Source organism: Nocardia sp. NPDC052316 (genome assembly GCF_044547795.1).
Taxonomy (GTDB): domain Bacteria; phylum Actinomycetota; class Actinomycetes; order Mycobacteriales; family Mycobacteriaceae; genus Nocardia.
Map to the genome: position 1 here is coordinate 676,477 of NZ_JBIUBB010000001.1, position 16,422 is coordinate 692,898.

The window sequence follows — 16,422 nt, forward strand, 5'->3', positions numbered from 1 at the left end:
GATCGGCAGCCCCGGCGGCCGAAGTTCATGGAACCATGGCAAGCATGTCCCAGCCGCGCACGATCATGGCCGATCCGGCCTGGCGTCCCAGCCCCAAGGCCAAACTCCTGTGGACCGTGCAGGGCGCACTGGTCTGGGTGGTTCCGTTCGCGGCGCAGCTGGTCTGGGCGATCCTCGACTCCGAACATCGGCGTTGGCAGCTGGTGGTGTTGCTGGTGACGCTGGTGCTCGCGGTGCTGCACATCGCCGTGGTGCCGTGGTGGCGGTACGCGGTGCATCGCTGGGAGGTCACCGAGGAGGCGGTGTACACCAGGGTCGGCTGGCTGTCGCAGGAGAGCCGGGTCGCGCCGATCTCGCGGGTGCAGACGGTGGACACCGAACGCGGCCCCTTGGAGCGGCTGCTCGGCCTGGCCACGGTGACGGTGACCACCGCCTCGTCCGCGGGCGCGGTGCAGATCTCCGCCCTCGACCTGCCGGTGGCCGAGGAGACGGTCACCCGGCTGACCCGGATCGCCGCGCAGCATCGTGGAGACGCGACGTGAACGAGGCGGCCCTAGCGCCGGAGACGGATCGACCGTGGTCGCGGCTGGATAAGCGAATGCTGTTGGTGCACCCGGTCACCGAGGTGATCAAGTTCATTCCGGTGCTGATCGGCTCGGTAATCCTCGGCACCAGCAGCGGCAACCATGTGTGGAGCGTCTTCCCGCTCATCCTGATCGTCGCGTTCGCGCTCACCCGCTGGTTCACCACGACCTATCGGGTCGGACCGACCCATGTGGAACTGCGCACCGGGTTGATTCAGCGCAAGAAGCTGGCGGTGCCGCGGTCTCGAATCCGGTCGGTGGACATCGAGGCGGATCTGCTGCACCGCCTCCTCGGGCTCGCGGTGCTTGCCATCGGCACCGGGCAGCAGGCGGAGTCGGGCGAGAAGTTCAAGTTGGACGCGCTGGACGCGCGATTGGTGCCCGACCTGCGCACCGCCCTGCTCGCGCACACCGGAACGCCGCACAGCGTTGCCGGACAACCTGATCCGACCGTTGACCCGACCGGTGTCACGATGGCGAAAGCCCCGGAGGCACGGTCCCGACGCGAGATCGCCCATTGGAATCCGAGCTGGGTTAAGTACGCGCCACTGTCGTTGACGGGCTTCGCGATCGTCGCGCCGATCGTCGGTCTGGCCTTCCAGTACGGCGTCGGCCAGGTGCTGTTCCGTTCCGACGCCGTGCAGTGGGTGGAGAACGGCGGCGCGGTGATCATCGCCCTCGGCGCCATCGTGCTCATCGCGGCGATCGTGCTGGTGGTCAGCCTCGCCGCCTGCGCCCGTTATCTGACAACGTATTTCGGCCTGCGGGTCACCGACGACGGCCGGACGCTGCACCTGCGGCACGGGCTGTTCACCACCCGCCAGATCACCCTGGATCTGGCCCGCTTCCGCGGTGCGACGGTGAACGAGCCGCTGCTGCTGCGCCTGGCCGGCGCCGCCGAGCTTGAGGCGATCATGGTCGGGGAGAACCCGCGCCAGAAGATCCTCCCCCAGGCCCCGCGCACCGCCATCGAACACACTTTGAGCCACCTGCTCGCCCCGAACGAGTTCCAGGACAAGACCATTGCCCGGCCCGCCACGGGCCCGAGCCCCGGTAACGCGCCGCTGCGCACGCACGGGCCGGTCGCCCGCCGCAGACGCCACACCCGCACGCTGACGCCGATCGCCGTGGCGGCGCTGGTCATGCTGGGCTTCTCGGTTGCGGGCGCGGACTTCTCGCCGTGGTGGTGGCTGGTGCCCGTGCTGCTGGTTCCGGTCGCGCTCGCGCTGGCGGAGGACCGTTATCGCGGCCTCGGCCACACCGTTCTCCCCGCGACCCCCACCAGCCCGACCTGGTTGATCACGCGGTCGGGCTCGCTGGATCGCGACCGCGACTGCCTGGAGGCGCCCGGCGTGATCGGCTGGACCGTCCGGCAGACGTTCTTCCAGCGCCGGGCCGGCGTCGCCACCCTGGTCGCAGCCGCCGCCGCGGGCAAGAAGCGCTACCACGTGGTCGATATTCCGCTCGACGAAGCCTGGGCCCTCATCGATGCGGTGACCCCAGGCCAGCTGGGCCGTCGCTAACGCTTGCTGAACAACCCGGAATTGACGCGAATGTAGATGAACACCAGCGGCGGCACCAGACCGCAGAACAGCAGCAGCACGGTGCGCCAGTCGCTGGCGAGCACGATGTCACCGCCCGGACCGGTGCTCGCGCACAGCAGGAACCCGAAAGTCCAAGCGGCCAAGGGTAAGAACATCGCGGCGGTCCGCGGCGAGACGGCGCGGGCGCCGAGCACCAGCGCGACATTGACGGCACCGGCCAGCACACCCGACAGCGGGAACGCGATGCTGCCGAAGTAGAACGGCAGGTACAGCACCTCCAGCGCGAGCGTGATGAGCGCGTCGAGCACCAGCACCGCCAAGGTGAGCGGCGCCAGCCAGGGCGGTGCGGCGGCGGGTGACTCCCGGTATGTCACGGGCACCTGACCGTCGACGGCCGCCCTCACGGCACCGGCGGAAAGCCGAGGAGGGTCAGCAGGTGGCTCTGCATATCGACGAACCCGTACAGCGCCCTCAGGTACAGGTCGTGTTGCGCCTGCCAGTTCGGCTTCATGCTGTCCACGAACGCGACGATCGCGTCCTGGACCGACCAGTTGTACATGCGAACGAGTCTATTCCGGCGTCGACGCGGGCGGGACCCGCATGATCACTTGTCCCCATCCATCGGGATATTGGCGACCACCGGGAACTCGCCTGTGTAGCCGGCGCGCTCCTCGGCGATGGACAGCACCCGCTTGCGCGCGACCAGCCAGCCGACGATCAGCATCGGGATGATCAGCGCCAGCGAGGCGACGGTCCAGGTGCCCACCGGATAGTCGAAACCGGTCAGCACCACCACGAAGAACAGGAACACCAGCGTGAGCAGGCCCGTATAGGGCGCACCGAACATGCGGAACGACGGCCGCTCCGCCTTGCCCTGCTTGCACCACCGCCACAGCTGCAGCTGGCACAGCACGATGGTGGCCCAGGAGGCGACGATGCCGAGCGAGGCCATGTTCAGCACGATCTCGAAGGCCCGGTCCGGCACCACACCGTTGAGCGCGATGCCGACCAGCGCGATCAGGCTGGTCAGCAGGATGCCGCCGTAGGGAACGCCGTTGCGCCCCATCACGCCGGTGAACTTCGGCGCGCTGCCGTTCATCGACATGGACCGCAGGATGCGCCCGGTCGAGTACAGCCCGGCGTTGAGGCTGGAGAACGCGGCGGTGAGCACCACCAGGTTCATCACGCTGCCGATGCCGGGCACGCCGAGCATGGTGAAGAAGGTGACGAACGGGCTTTCCTTGGCCGTGTAGGCGGTGTAGGGCAGCAGCAGGCCGAGCAGGACCAGCGAGCCGACGTAGAAGATGGCGATGCGGGCGATCACCGAGTTGATCGCGCGCGGCATGATCTTGGCCGGGTTCTCCGTCTCGCCCGCCGCCGTGCCGACCAATTCGACCGCCGCGTAGGCGAACACGACGCCGGAGACCACGACGACCAGCGGCAGCACACCGGTCGGGAACAGCCCGCCGCTCTCGGCGATCACGCTCGGCCCGGTCGGGTGCCCCTGCACGGTGAAGCGGCCGATGAGGAAGATGGTGCCGACGATCAGGAACGCGCTCAGCGCGAACACCTTGACCAGCGCGGCCCAGAACTCCATCTCACCGAACCACTTCACCGAGATCAGGTTGATGCTGAGCACCACGACCAGCGCGATGAGCGCGAGCAGCCACTGCGGGATGCTGCTGAACCCGGACCAGTAGTGGAAGTACTGGGCGATCGCGGTGGTGTCGGCGATGCCGGTCATCGACCAGTTGAGGAAGTACATCCAGCCGGCCACGAACGCGGCCTTCTCGCCGAAGAACTCACGCGCGTAGGAGACGAACGACCCGGACGAGGGCCGGTGCAGCACGAGTTCACCGAGCGCGCGCAGGATGAGGAACGCGAAGAATCCGCAGACGCCGTAGACGAGGAACAGGCCGGGCCCCGCGTTGGCGAGCCTGCCGCCCGCGCCGAGGAACAGCCCGGTGCCGATGGCGCCACCGATGGCGATCATCTGCAACTGCCGCGGTTTGAGACTCTTGTGGTACCCCTCGTCCTCGATGCTGAGGTGCGCCTTGTCGCCGACCGCCGTCATGAACCGCTTCGCCCTCCACATCGATGAATTCGAGATCACGCCGAACGGTACCCGGCGAAAGTTTTCGGGGTAACAGCAACCCTCAAGCTACGAATATTTGCAGCTCAGGACACGTTCGGAGATTATGCCGTGATATGGCAGGAACTGCGGAAGACCAGCCGGACAATCGACAGAAGTTCGTTATTCAAGCCCAGCTAACAGATCATGTTCGCGGCCATCCGATCCGACCGGACCCCGGCGACCGCGCACAAGCACGAAGCACTCCTCCGGCAGTACCGGCTGAGCAACATTGTTGGACAGCGCGAATTCGCGACCGGACGGCGCCACCGTCACCTGGGTGGCATGGGCACGCAGCGCGGCGCGTTTGGCGGCCAGCGCGTCGGACACGTCGAGGGTGGTCGTCACGGTGCGGCTCGGCACGCTCGCGAGTTCACCCTCGGCGGGCAGCCGCCAGCCCGGCGGCAGCCTGCCGGGTAGCCCGTCCACGGTCCGTTTGGCCAGTGCGGCGGTGTGCTGGCGCAGCATGTCGGCGTCGGTGACGGTCCAGTAGAATTTCGGTGTGTCCCAACCGCGTTCGGCCGCGGCTGGTATCGCAGCCGTGGTGATCTCGTGAGCGCGGATGTGGTCGGGGTGGCCGTAGCCGCCGTTCGGGTCGTACGTGATCACCACCTGGGGCCGCAGCTCCAGGATCACCTCGGTCAGCGCCCGCACCGCCTCGTCACCGGATTTCACGAAGACGCGCGGCTCCTGCGCCGCCGGGGTGCCCGCCATTCCGGAGTCCCGCCAGTGCCCGGCCCCGCCGAGGAAACGCGGCGGCGCGGCGTCCAAAGCCTGCAATGCCCTGGTCAATTCGAGGATGCGGTAGCCGCCGAGCTGATCGGCGCGGTCGGCGGTGAGCTGGGCCCACTCGTCCCCGATCACCTCACCCTCTTCGCCGAGGGTGCAGGTCAGCACGGTCACCGGCACGCCGCGGCGGCGGTAGTGCGCGACGGTGCCGCCGGTGGTGATGGATTCGTCGTCCGGGTGCGCGTGCACCAGCAGCAGACCGCCGGTCATTGGATCTTGCGCCACTGTCCGGCGTCACCGAAGATGCCGACCTGGATGCTGCCGCTGAGCGACGCACCGTCGACCCGGGGGCCTGCCGCGGCGACCAGGTTGTCCTGCACGATCGGCAGCACCGTGGCCAGCTCCCACAGTTTGGGCTCGGCGTCGGCGAGGACGCGGCCGGTTTCGATGCCGCGCAAGGCTTCATCGATCGGGAACTGCAACGCGGGGTCACACACGCCGGACAGGTTGGCGGGCGCGCGCCGGGCCGGATCCGCGCTCTGCTGTGCGGTTCCCGCGGTACCCGTGCCGGGATCCGGTGGCGGGCAACCATATCGGGAGGCGAGCACGGTGGCCGGGTCGGAACCCGCGCGCTCCCAGCCGACTATCGCATCGACCGTTCCTTCGACCAGCTCGCGGCCGTAGAGCTGATCGGCGGCCACGCTGCGTACCGTGGCATCTATTCCCGCACTGCGCAATTGGTCGGCGGCCGTGTTCGCCACCGCGAGCGCGGTGAGGTCGCCCTCCACCGCGCCGATCCGCATGGTCAGCGACTTACCGTTTTTCGCGACCGGTCGCGGGGTCGGCGCGGGCGAGGTCGGCGAGTTCACCGGCGGCGGCTCCGGCGCACGGCCGTAGCCCGCGTCCGCGAGCAACGCGAAGGCCTCCTCGGCCGGCGGCCGCGGCGGGGCGGTCGGCGCGTAGCCGGGGTCGGACGGCGAAAGTATTTGCGCGCGAGCCGGTTCCACCCAGCCGCCGGTCTGCGCGCCGACCGTGGCAAGCAGCGCGGGATCGAGCAGCGCGAGCACCGCGCGGCGAACCCGGATATCGCTCACCGGACCGGTCCGGCCGTTGAGCGCGAGCTGCAGCACCCGCGACTGCGGCATGATCGCCGTGCGCACCGACGGGATGGCAGCCAGTTGCGCCTGCGTCGCGACGCCGCCGTGCACCAGCGTCATCTGCGCGTCGTTGGTGCGCAGCGACTCCGCCAGCTGCGCGGGAGTTCCGCCGCGCCGCAACAGGATCTCATCCGGCGCGGCCGGGGTGCCCCAGAAGCGGGCGTTGCGCTCGAGCAGGATCTCCTCGCGGCCGCGGTCGATGTTCTTGATCGCGAACTGCGCGCCGGACACCCGGATGCTCTGCACCCAGCCGTCCTGGAATCCGCCGGGCGAATCCTTCATCAGATGCGACGGCAGCAGGTTGGCGAACAGCTGCCGCCACGCCGGGTACGGCTCACGCATCGTCACCGTCACCGTCTTGCCGCCGCCCGCGGAGCCGATGTCGGTGATCAGCCGGTAGCCCGCCGTGTCGACCACGCCGGGCTGGGAGATCATCTGCTGCCACAGGAACTGGAAGTCCTCGGCGGCGATCGGCGCACCGTCGGACCAGTTCGCCTCGTTGCGCAGCGTGTAGGTGATGGTGAACGGCTCCTGCGCGGTGACCTCGGCCGTGCTGATCAGCGAGGTGTCCGGCACCCAGTCGGTGACGTTGGGCGCCGCCGGGTTCGGCACCGGACGGAACGGACTCGGCAGCACCATCGAGCTCAACGCGGCCGTGGCCGGCGACTGATCCGAACGCAGGTGCGGATTGAAGCCGATACCGATGGTGTCGATCGCCGCGACCACCGTCGACTTTCCCGGCTTGGCGGGCGTGGTCTTCGGGCTGTCGGTGCTCTCGATCGGCGGTGGCGGGTTCGCCGTGCAACCGGCGAACACCGTCAACGACGCCGTCACGATGATCAGCAGTGCGCGCCACGTGGCAGGTGGGCCGCCACGCCAACTGGATACAGCCCCCGAGCTCACGCTGCGCACTCTACCGCGATTTACAGCGCGGCCCGGTCCCGAGCCTTCCGGCGCGACAGTTCGCGACCACGCTCGGTCGCGCCGAGGATCACCTTGCGCACCCGGACCACCTCCGGGGTGACCTCGACGCACTCGTCGTCGGCGCAGAACTCCATCGCGGCTTCCAGATCGAGCTGCAACGGCTTGGCCAGCGTCTCCATCACGTCCGCGGTCGAGCTGCGCATGTTGGTCAGCTTCTTCTCGCGGGTCACGTTGATGTCGAGGTCCTCGGCGCGCGGGTTGATGCCGACGACCATGCCCTCGTAGGTGTCCGCGCCCGGCTCGACGAAGAACTGGCCGCGGTCGGCGAGCTGGATCATCGCGAACGGGGTCACCGTGCCGGACCGGTCCGACACCAGCGCACCGGTGTGCCTGGCCCGGATCTCGCCCGCCCACGGCGCGTAGCCGTGCGACACGGCGTTGGCGATGCCGGTGCCGCGGGTCTCGGTGAGGAAGTCGGTGCGGAAACCGATCAGGCCGCGCGAGGGGACGATGAACTCCATCCGCACCCAGCCCGCGCTGTGGTTGGCCATCTGCACCATCTTGCCCTTGCGGGCGGCCAGCAGCTGGGTGACCGCGCCGAGGTACTCGTCGGGGCAGTCGACGGTGAGCTCTTCGTAGGGCTCGTGCACCTTGCCGTCGACCTGCTTGGTGACCACCTGCGGCTTGCCGACGGTCAGCTCGAAGCCCTCGCGGCGCATCTGCTCGACCAGGATGGCCAGCGCGAGCTCACCACGGCCCTGCACCTCCCAGGCGTCCGGGCGGCCGATGTCGAGCACGCGCAGCGAAACGTTGCCGACCAGTTCCTGGTCCAGGCGCGACTTCACCATGCGGGCGGTGAGCTTGTGGCCCTGCACCCGGCCGACCAGCGGCGAGGTGTTGGTGCCGATGGTCACCGAGATGGCGGGCTCGTCGACGGTGATGCGCGGCAGCGCGACCGGGTTGTCGATGTCGGCGAGGGTGTCGCCGATCATGATCTCCGGGATGCCCGCGATGGCGACGATGTCGCCGGCCACGGCGACCTCGCCGGGCTGACGCTCGACACCGATGGTCTGCAGCAGCTCGGTGATCTTCACCTGCTTGACACCGTCGGCGTGCATCCACGCGACGTTCTGGCCCTTGCGCAGCTCGCCCTGGTAGATGCGGACCAGCGCGAGGCGGCCGAGGAACGCCGAGGCGTCCAGGTTGGTGACGTGCGCCTGCAGCGGCGCGGCCGGATCGCCCTTGGGCGCCGGGATGTTGTTGAGCAGCACGTCGAACAGTGCGTCGAGGTTCTCCGCGTCGGGGGCGTGCCCGTTCTCCGGACGCTCCTTCGACGCCTTGCCCTCACGGCCGGAGGCGTAGAGCACCGGCAGGTCGAGCGCGAGCTCGGCGGCCTCGGCGGCGGAGTCGTCCAGATCGGAGGCCAGGTCGAGCAGCAGGTCGTGGCTCTCCTCGACGACCTCCTCGATCCGGGCGTCGGGACGGTCGGTCTTGTTGACAACCAGGATCACCGGCAGCGACGCGGCCAGTGCCTTACGCAGCACGAACCGGGTCTGCGGCAGCGGACCCTCGGAGGCGTCGACCAGCAGCACGACACCGTCGACCATGGACAGGCCGCGTTCGACCTCACCACCGAAGTCGGCGTGGCCCGGTGTGTCGATCACGTTGATGACGGTGACGGAACCGTCCGGGTGATGGCGGTGCACCGCGGTGTTCTTGGCGAGAATGGTGATGCCCTTCTCGCGCTCCAGGTCACCGGAGTCCATCACCCGATCGACGAGCTCGGCTCGTTCGGCGAAGGCGCCGGATTGGCGGAGCATGGCGTCGACCAGCGTCGTCTTACCGTGGTCGACGTGGGCCACGATGGCGACGTTGCGAAAATCGCGCGCAGACGACACGCTGAATCCTCCTGCTGTTAGGTGTTGGTACCGGCCGACCCCTGCAAACAGGTGGAGAATCGAAACTCACCGGGCATTGCGGCCATATACACCCTACCTGCGTTCGGGTCACCCCTACGCTTCAGGCACCGTACTAAGGGTATGCTAACCGACATGGGCAAGGTCAAGGCTAAGCAGGTTTCACGCTTGAAACCGAAGAAAAAGTGCTGTCGAAAAAAGACGCGCTGCCTGAAATGCCCTGTGGTCATTATGCGTATGAAGAAGTGCGAAGCCGCAGGCATCTGCGGCAAGGACCTCAAGAAAGCGCTCAAGCAGGCGCGCGCCGCCTGACGTTTTCGCGCCGCCGCCGCGGCCCGCGCGACGCGTTGCGCTCGACCGATCCGGCAATGACGGACATCACTCTCGGCACAGGAGTAGAACCGGGGTTATGAGTGCTCCGTTGCTGACCGAAACCGAACTCGCCACGGCCCTGGCCGAACTGCCGGACTGGATCAGGGACGGCGACGTCCTGACCCGCACCGTCCAGGCGCCCAGCTTCCTCGCGGGCATCGAGCTGGTCCGTCAGGTCGCCGAAGCGGCCGAGGCCGCCAACCATCACCCCGACATCGATATCCGCTGGCGCAAGGTCGGGTTCGCGCTGTCCACCCATGATTCCGGCGGTCTCACCGCGCTGGACGTCGAGCTGGCCCGCAAGATCGACCAGTTGGCCGCCGAGCTCGGCTGACGGCTAAGCGGCGCGCGTGCGGCCGCCGGCGAGCACGCGCGCCGTCTCCGGCGGGTCCGACCGCGGGCGTCGGCCGACCGCGATCAGCCAGACGAACAACGCCAGCGCCCCGAGCACGTTCACCGTGCCGAGCCAGGCGAGCACGGCCGGTCGCGGGATGGTCCAGATCGAATCCTGGGCGAACGAGAGCACCCACGGCACCCCGATCAGCGTGGTCACCAGCCAATAGCCCGCCATGATCCTGGCGCCGGGCGCCCGCCGCAGCGGGCCGTAGAGCAGCCACAGCACCGTCGGCAGCAGCCAGACCCAGTGGTGTGACCAGGAGATCGGTGAGACGAGCAGCCCGAACATCTGCACCATGATCAGCGTGCCCATCCGGTCGTCGAACGCGAGCGCCCGCCAGGCCAGCAGGGCCAGCACCGCGACGACCAGGACCCCCGCCACCCACCACGGGCCGGATTCCACGTCGTAGCCCAGGATTCGGCTCAGCGCGCCGCGCAGCGACTGGTTCCACACCGAGCCGACCGGACCGATCCGGTCGGCCTTGCCGATCAGCTTGCCGAAGTAGTGGTCCGCCATGTGCGGGGCGATCAGGAAGCTGATGCCGACCGTCGCGCCGAACACCACCGCCGACCACACCACGGTGAGCCAGCGCCGCTGCGCGACGAAGTACAGACCGCTGATCGCCGGGGTCAGTTTGATTCCGGCGATGACACCGATCAGCCCGCCGGAGAGCCACCACCGCGAACTGCGCACCGCGACCATCGCGCCGAGCACCAGGAAGACGTTGACCTGGCCGTAGTCGATCGTGGTCCGGACCGGCTCCATCCACAGCCCGAGCGCGGTCCAGCCGACGGCGGCGGCCTGCCAGCCCGGCTCGCGCAGTCGCTGCGCGCCGAGGATCAACTCCAGCGCGATCCGCACGACCACATAGAGCGCCGCGACGGTGGCCAGCAACCAGCCGACCGCGACGACCGTGAAGGGCAGGTAGTGCAGCGGGAAGAACACCAGGGCGGCGAACGGCGGATAGGTGAACGGCAGCGGGAAGTCCGGGGTCTTCTCCGAGTAGGTGAAGTCGTAGAGCCGGTCGGTGAGCAGCGACGCCGAGCCGTCCACGTACACGTGGAGGTCGACGACGTTGATCCCGTTCTTGTTCAAGAACATCCAGAGCAGCCTGGCCAGCACGGACAGACCGAGTGCCGAGACAGCCCATCGGAGTTGACGGTTCAAATCGCAGGCTTTCGACTCGGGTGCGGTACGTCGGCCCGGCACCCGGCGATGCGAGTGTTCGGCGACAAGGATGGACGGCTCCGACTAGATTAACCGCAGCGTCGATCGCGGTCGTCGCACCATGGCATCAGCGGCTCCCCGGGAATCACTGATAACATTTGCATCACCTTTAACACCAGTAACACCTGAGGCGCGCTAACGTCTGATAACACTGATCGTCCGCACCATCAGTTAGGGCGCTGCAGCTGTACACATAGCCGCGATGTCCCTAGAGTGACCCCCGAAACGATGGCTTTTCAGCATCGGCCCCAGATGTACCCGAGGTAAGGACGGCTAGACCAGTGCTTCGCACCCGAGGATCGCGGATTGCATTGTCCGCGCTCGCCATCGCGGCGAGTGCCACGCTTGCCGCGCCGACGACAGCAGTCGCGGCGCCCGCGCCCGCGCCTGCGGCGTCCCCGAACACCGTGCCGATGGTTCCGGAAGGCGTCCCGATCGACGCCCTCGCCGCCCTGGCCCCCGCCATCATCGGTTCGATCGCCGGCCCCGCCGATATCGCGGCTGGTCCGCAGTCCGCCATCCTCGATCAAGCCCGCAGGCTGCTCGCGACGCTCGGCCTGCCGCCGCAGATCAAGTCCACCCTGGAACGGATCATCACCTTCCTGGACGGCAGCGGCGGCGGTGGCCCCGAACTCCCGCAGGACGGCCCGGTCATCGCCCAGTTCCTGTACCCGACCATCGGCAAGGGCTGCATCGGCCCGACCGCCGACTCGATCGGTACCGCACTCGCCGTGTCCGGCCCGGCCCAGCTGCCGCCGCCCGGACCGAAGGCCGGTCAGGCCGGATTCGTGTTCACCGCGCTCGGCACCAAGGCGCCGACCGCTGAGCAGAACCCGCCGATGACGGTGCAGTGGATGAACCTCGACACCCGTCAGACCGGTTTCCAGCCGCTGACCGACGAGGCCAAGATCAACCCGGGTGGCCCGGCCACGCTGTCCGCGATCGCCGACACCGGCTCCGGCCGGGTCGTCGCGGTGGTGTCCGGCTCGCTGACCACCAAGGCCGACGGCGCCGACCCGCGCACCTGCTCGTTCCTGCCGACGCTCGGATTCTTCACCGTCGCATGATTTTCCGCTGAAGGCGGCGACCCATTGTGGTCGCCGCCTTTGTCGTCTGTACGACATACCGCCGCCGAATCGCCGCGATGACGCGTGAGCGGGTGGCGATCTGTGGTAGACCGCTAACTATGGCGACGATCGAACATTCGATACGGCCCGGCCGCTCCATTCGGAGCAGGCGCTCGCACCGATCGATACTGTCCATCCGATCCGAGGGCTCGATCCTGTCCATCGGCTCGGCCTACTCGATTCTTTCGATCGGCAGCGTCGGTTCGGTGCTGTCGATCGGCTCCATCGGCTCGTTCGGGTCGGCCATCTCCTCGTTCTCGTTCACCAGCCTCGGCTCGGCGTTCTCCGGCTTGTCCCGCTGGTCGCTGTTCTCCTGGCTCGGCGACCACGAGGCACCGGACACCCGCCCGACCTTGCGGGTGGTGCCCGAGGAGGAACCCGATCTGCGCGAAACGCCGCTGAGCCACTGCCAGACTTAGGTCTGGCGGGCTACCACTGGCCGAAGTCGGCGGCGAGGATGTTGTTGAGGTCGATGCCGATGCCGTCCAGCGAGCGCTTGTCGATCTCGAACTGGTGCAGGTGCGCTGCGGGGTGCAGGACGCCCTTGGAGCCCCAATTGTGTTGCCAGTACCAGGAACCCAGGCCCGCGACGCGGGCCAGTTCGATGGTGGGAGCGTTGGCGTACATGCCGGTGTTCTCCTTGCCGAGCACCGACTCCCAGCCGAGCAGATAGGGCGCGATCATGGTGGCGAATTCGACCGCGGTCGGGTTGTCGTCGATGGAGGCGTAGATCGGCACGTTGTCGGGACCGCCTGCGGCACGGTGCAAGTCGAGTCCGCGCTGGGCGTGTTGTTTGCCTGCCTCCAGTCCGCCGCGCCAGTCGGCGGTGGGCCCCTTGCCGAATTGGTAGCAGGACACGATGTGCAGGCCGGCCTCGTGCAGTTGCTCCACCTCGTTGGCGCGCAGCGGCTTGCCCGCCATCCACTCCGCGCCGGGCCGTCGGTCCGAGACGTATCGGATCACACCGAGGTGCCCGGCGTCCCTGATCGACTCCGCCGACGGCACGCCGCCCGAGTAGTCGATGAGGGTGCCGTAGGCATCGGCGGCGGTAGCGGGTGCCGCCGCGGCGGTCACGCCGAGCGCGGCCACGGCCGCGGCATACCCGAATAGCTCACGCCGGGACACAGAACTCGAACGCATCGCAGGACTCCTTCGCGCAACCCCGACTATGGCTGGCAGCGTGCCCGGCGCACCTTCCCCAAACATTCGGTACGCGCCGGGAGCCTCGAACGTGTACTCATTTCACCATATTCACTTGGGAACCGCTAGACCCACGGGACACACCCTTTCACATTGGCCACACGGGACAGACCTGCGCCGGGCGCGGGATACCGAGACCGGCACATCGAATTTCGCGAAAACCTGGGTTTCGCAAGAATCGGTTACCCGCCGGGGCGCAGGCCCGACTAAGTACGGCTGGACGCCGCTGCCGAGTCGGCCGAGTCCGCTTCCGCAGATGCGGACGAGCCGGCGGTGCTCCGTGGCGCCGACGACCCGATACGAGCGGCGACGTCGATGGTCCGGCCCGAGCTGTCGGCGAGCTCCTTACGCACTACCCCGGCGACCTGGGCGATCACCTGCTTCTTGATCCCCGCGAGCGCACCGAGCGTCGCGGCACGAACACCGTGCGCCTTGAACTCCAGCCGAATATCCTCCGGGTCCGGCGGCGGCACATCGATAACGATGAGCAGCGGGTCGGCGGCGCGCGCGGTCAACACCAGCGGCACCTCGACGTCGGCGCGATAGCGATTGGCCTTCAGCACGTCCACGGTGATATCGAGGCTGACCGGCAGGGTCAGGTCGAACGCGCGTGGCGTGTCCGTCTTGTCGGCCAGCTGCGGCACGCGGACATTGCCGCGCACGGTGACCGTCGCCGATTTGCCCGGCCCGGTTTTGAGCGGGCCGACCTCGATCGGTCGTCCCGCCATCCGCTCCACCACATCGAACACCCGATCCCGGGTGACGATGCGGGAGAAGAACCGGTGCCCGAATTCGTCGTAGCCGATCCAGTCGAACTCGGCCCGCTCGCGGTGCGCCGAGGGGGTGCCGCTCACGATGGCCTCGACATCGAAGACTCGGCTGCGCCGCGCCTGCGGGTCGGCGAGCATGCCGTTCACCCTGGCGGCGACCTCGCGTTGCACCAGCCCCGCGATCGGGTCGAGCAGCACTTCTCCGGCCGCGTCGACCGCCTGGGCGCGCAGCACGAAGCTGACATCGGGCGGGGTGACCGGCGGGATGTCGATGACGATCAGCAGTGGATCGGCGGTGCGCGCATGCAGCGTCAACTCGATCTCGACGCGTGCCTCCAACCGCAACTTCTTGCCGCCGAGCAGCACCTTGAGCGCCAACGACACCGGAACGGTGACCTCGAAGGTGACGTGCGGGCCGCTGTGCACCACCTCCGGCTTGCCGACCTTGCCCTCGGCGACAAAGCCCGCGAGGCCGGCCGGACCCAGCGAGAACGGGCCGATCGTCATGCCGCGGCCGGTCATCCCGGCCACCGCCGCCTCGATCCGATCCTTCGTCACCGCGGCGGTGACGAAGCGCTCGCCGAAGTCGGCATAGTCGATCCAGGCGGGATCGCTGCTCGTTTCGTCGCTCGGCTGCATCAGCTGTTCCGGAACCCTCACCTCTCGATGGACACCCGACACGCTACGCGACCGACATTGCCCGGAACTTGCACGAGTCTGAACCCGAGATCCCCGTCCTGCCGATGAGGGGGAGGCAGGGCGGGGATCGGCGACGGCGCTGCCGGGCGCCGCCACTTCTATCGTAGGGCTATCACCGCGGCTCGCCCGACCCGCGCACCCCGCACCGACCGCCGTTGGCCGACAACGGTTCTCACAATCGCCCGAATCCGACAATTCCCCCGGCCGCCGCCAACGCGAAGGTGTGAATGGTGATCTGACCGAACTCGTTACCGCCGATGGTGGTCACGGTGCCCGCGTCGGACTTCAGCACGATATTGGTGTGCTGGCCGAACGGGCTGCTGCTGTCGTACAACAGGACATCACCGGTGCGCGGCTGGTAGCCGACCGGCGCGAACCGACCCGTGCTCGCGTAGTACTCCTGAAGGGTGTACACCCCGGGGATCCGCCACGAGCCCGAATTCGGGTTCGCCAGCGGCGCGCCCGCTTCCCGCATCACCCAGCTCACGAAGTCCGCGCACCACGGTTCGGTCACTCCTTCGGCGTACTTGGTGCCCGCGCCGGGGTGCTGAAATTCCCGCTCCGTCACCGCGACGATCCGAGCCTGCGCCCGGTCCAGTGTCGATCGGTCGATCGCGGGGAATTCGGTGCCGCGCTGCCCGACGATCGCGGCCGGGTTCGAGTGGTCCTGCCACCAGCGCACTCCCATCGCACCCGCCGCCACGAGCGCGATGACCACGAGCGCCGCCGCGAGCCACGGGCCGGTGCGCCGGTCCGGACGGCCGTGCCTGGCGCCCGCGGTGCGCGAACGCGCCCGATGTGAGGTGCTGACCCGTCGCTCCACCATCTCTCCCCCGGTTCATCGCGCTTGCGACCGTCGTCGGTCCTTGCTGAGTTGGACGAACGAGGCGGCCGTACGGTTCCCGCTCGAATATTCATTTTCCCGAACAGAGGTACCGAGGTAGACTATCTACCATCCCGGTCCTGGAAGGTAGAATCCAATGGGCTTGAACATAAAAAATGAGAAGGTGCACGCCTTGGTGCGTGAGGCAGCGGAGCGGACGGGGATGTCCCAAACCGGCGTTGTCGAGGAGGCACTGAAACGCATGTTGAAAGAACTGGACGCCGAGCGCGAAGCGGCACGACAGACCCGAAAGGCGCGACTGTGGGAGATCGTGGCGGATATCGACGCCAGGATGACACCGCAGACCCGCACCTTGCTCACCACCGATGATCTCTACGACGATCAGGGGCTGCCCGCATGATCGTCGACGCATCGGCCCTGCTCGCCATCATCAACCGGGAACCGGAACGAAGCAGCTTCATCGACGCGCTCGATGCGGCTGAGAGCCGGTCGATGTCGGTGGTCAACCACTTCGAAGTGGCGATCAAAGTAGATCGCAGTCCGGACCCGATCATCGCGCGCCGGTTCGCGGAGTTGATCAACGACGGCGACATCGCCCTCGCTCCGGTCTCGCTGGAGCAGGCCGCTATCGCACGCGCCGCGTATCGGGATTTCGGTAAGGGCAGCGGGCACAAGGCACAGCTCAACCTCGGCGATTGCTTCGCCTACGCACTCGCCACCGTCACCAAGAAGCCGCTGCTGTACAAGGGCGACGACTTCGGCCACACCGATATCCGATCCGCGGTCTGACCACGGAGCTCG

At 68.0% G+C, this 16,422-nt stretch carries 18 protein-coding genes; 8 read left to right on the plus strand and 10 right to left on the minus strand.

Features of this window, described 5'->3' with window-relative positions; translation table 11 throughout:
* The first annotated feature begins 44 nt into the window (after nucleotides 1-44).
* Nucleotides 45-542: a PH domain-containing protein gene (locus ACIHA7_RS03060; RefSeq protein ID WP_397284983.1), complete on the plus strand. Its 498-nt coding sequence runs from the start codon at nucleotides 45-47 to the stop codon at nucleotides 540-542.
* 56 nt (nucleotides 543-598) lie between these two features.
* Complete coding sequence (locus ACIHA7_RS03065; protein ID WP_397286472.1) at nucleotides 599-2,107, plus strand: PH domain-containing protein; 1,509 nt, start codon at nucleotides 599-601, stop codon at nucleotides 2,105-2,107.
* On the opposite strand, the gene ACIHA7_RS03070 is transcribed toward ACIHA7_RS03065, so the two are convergent.
* From ACIHA7_RS03070 to typA, 6 genes are all read right to left on the minus strand, one after another.
* Nucleotides 2,104-2,502 (minus strand): hypothetical protein, encoded by a 399-nt coding sequence (locus ACIHA7_RS03070; RefSeq protein WP_397284985.1) that lies wholly within the window; start codon nucleotides 2,500-2,502, stop codon nucleotides 2,104-2,106. The genes ACIHA7_RS03065 and ACIHA7_RS03070 overlap by 4 nt on opposite strands.
* 26 nt (nucleotides 2,503-2,528) lie before the next feature.
* Nucleotides 2,529-2,687, minus strand: coding sequence for a hypothetical protein (locus tag ACIHA7_RS03075; protein WP_397284987.1), 159 nt, complete (start codon nucleotides 2,685-2,687; stop codon nucleotides 2,529-2,531).
* A 45-nt stretch (nucleotides 2,688-2,732) separates the two neighbouring features.
* Nucleotides 2,733-4,202 (minus strand): amino acid permease, encoded by a 1,470-nt coding sequence (locus tag ACIHA7_RS03080; protein WP_397286474.1) that lies wholly within the window; start codon nucleotides 4,200-4,202, stop codon nucleotides 2,733-2,735.
* A gap of 180 nt (nucleotides 4,203-4,382) precedes the next feature.
* A complete protein-coding gene (gene mshB, locus ACIHA7_RS03085) occupies nucleotides 4,383-5,258 on the minus strand; it encodes an N-acetyl-1-D-myo-inositol-2-amino-2-deoxy-alpha-D-glucopyranoside deacetylase (protein WP_397286476.1) in 876 nt (291 codons plus the stop codon).
* Complete coding sequence (locus ACIHA7_RS03090) at nucleotides 5,255-7,048, minus strand: ABC transporter family substrate-binding protein (protein WP_397284989.1); 1,794 nt, start codon at nucleotides 7,046-7,048, stop codon at nucleotides 5,255-5,257. Before ACIHA7_RS03090 ends, mshB begins: the two co-directional genes overlap by 4 nt.
* A gap of 20 nt (nucleotides 7,049-7,068) precedes the next feature.
* The gene (gene typA / locus ACIHA7_RS03095) at nucleotides 7,069-8,967 is read right to left on the minus strand and encodes a translational GTPase TypA (protein WP_397284991.1); all 1,899 of its coding nucleotides are present in this window, start codon (nucleotides 8,965-8,967) and stop codon (nucleotides 7,069-7,071) included.
* A gap of 153 nt (nucleotides 8,968-9,120) precedes the next feature.
* Here typA and ACIHA7_RS03100 point away from each other — a divergent pair, with 153 nt between their 5' ends.
* Together ACIHA7_RS03100 and ACIHA7_RS03105 are read left to right on the plus strand one after the other, a co-directional pair.
* Nucleotides 9,121-9,297, plus strand: coding sequence for a hypothetical protein (locus tag ACIHA7_RS03100; protein ID WP_167768842.1), 177 nt, complete (start codon nucleotides 9,121-9,123; stop codon nucleotides 9,295-9,297).
* A 97-nt stretch (nucleotides 9,298-9,394) separates the two neighbouring features.
* The gene (locus ACIHA7_RS03105; RefSeq protein WP_397284993.1) at nucleotides 9,395-9,691 is read left to right on the plus strand and encodes a 4a-hydroxytetrahydrobiopterin dehydratase; all 297 of its coding nucleotides are present in this window, start codon (nucleotides 9,395-9,397) and stop codon (nucleotides 9,689-9,691) included.
* Between the two features lie 3 nt (nucleotides 9,692-9,694).
* Here the strand turns inward: ACIHA7_RS03105 and ACIHA7_RS03110 are convergent, their stop codons facing one another.
* Nucleotides 9,695-10,921 (minus strand): mannosyltransferase, encoded by a 1,227-nt coding sequence (locus ACIHA7_RS03110; RefSeq protein WP_397284995.1) that lies wholly within the window; start codon nucleotides 10,919-10,921, stop codon nucleotides 9,695-9,697.
* Between the two features lie 341 nt (nucleotides 10,922-11,262).
* Between ACIHA7_RS03110 and ACIHA7_RS03115 the strand changes: the two genes are divergently transcribed.
* Entirely contained in the window at nucleotides 11,263-12,048 is a 786-nt protein-coding gene (locus ACIHA7_RS03115; protein ID WP_397284997.1) for a hypothetical protein, read from the plus strand.
* Between the two features lie 119 nt (nucleotides 12,049-12,167).
* Nucleotides 12,168-12,527, plus strand: coding sequence for a hypothetical protein (locus tag ACIHA7_RS03120; RefSeq protein WP_397284999.1), 360 nt, complete (start codon nucleotides 12,168-12,170; stop codon nucleotides 12,525-12,527).
* 10 nt (nucleotides 12,528-12,537) lie between these two features.
* Here ACIHA7_RS03120 and ACIHA7_RS03125 read toward each other — a convergent pair whose 3' ends face one another.
* The 3 genes from ACIHA7_RS03125 to ACIHA7_RS03135 form a co-directional block, all read right to left on the minus strand.
* Nucleotides 12,538-13,248 (minus strand): DUF1906 domain-containing protein, encoded by a 711-nt coding sequence (locus tag ACIHA7_RS03125; protein ID WP_397285001.1) that lies wholly within the window; start codon nucleotides 13,246-13,248, stop codon nucleotides 12,538-12,540.
* A gap of 266 nt (nucleotides 13,249-13,514) precedes the next feature.
* Nucleotides 13,515-14,738: a hypothetical protein gene (locus tag ACIHA7_RS03130; protein WP_397285003.1), complete on the minus strand. Its 1,224-nt coding sequence runs from the start codon at nucleotides 14,736-14,738 to the stop codon at nucleotides 13,515-13,517.
* Nucleotides 14,739-14,949: 211 nt separating this feature from the next.
* Complete coding sequence (locus ACIHA7_RS03135) at nucleotides 14,950-15,600, minus strand: CHAP domain-containing protein (RefSeq protein ID WP_397285005.1); 651 nt, start codon at nucleotides 15,598-15,600, stop codon at nucleotides 14,950-14,952.
* A gap of 157 nt (nucleotides 15,601-15,757) precedes the next feature.
* Between ACIHA7_RS03135 and ACIHA7_RS03140 the strand changes: the two genes are divergently transcribed.
* Both ACIHA7_RS03140 and ACIHA7_RS03145 read left to right on the plus strand, forming a co-directional pair.
* On the plus strand, nucleotides 15,758-16,021 hold the full coding sequence (locus ACIHA7_RS03140; RefSeq protein ID WP_397285007.1) for a type II toxin-antitoxin system VapB family antitoxin: 264 nt from the start codon (nucleotides 15,758-15,760) through the stop codon (nucleotides 16,019-16,021).
* On the plus strand, nucleotides 16,018-16,410 hold the full coding sequence (locus ACIHA7_RS03145; RefSeq protein ID WP_397285009.1) for a type II toxin-antitoxin system VapC family toxin: 393 nt from the start codon (nucleotides 16,018-16,020) through the stop codon (nucleotides 16,408-16,410). Before ACIHA7_RS03140 ends, ACIHA7_RS03145 begins: the two co-directional genes overlap by 4 nt.
* The last annotated feature ends 12 nt before the right edge of the window (nucleotides 16,411-16,422 follow it).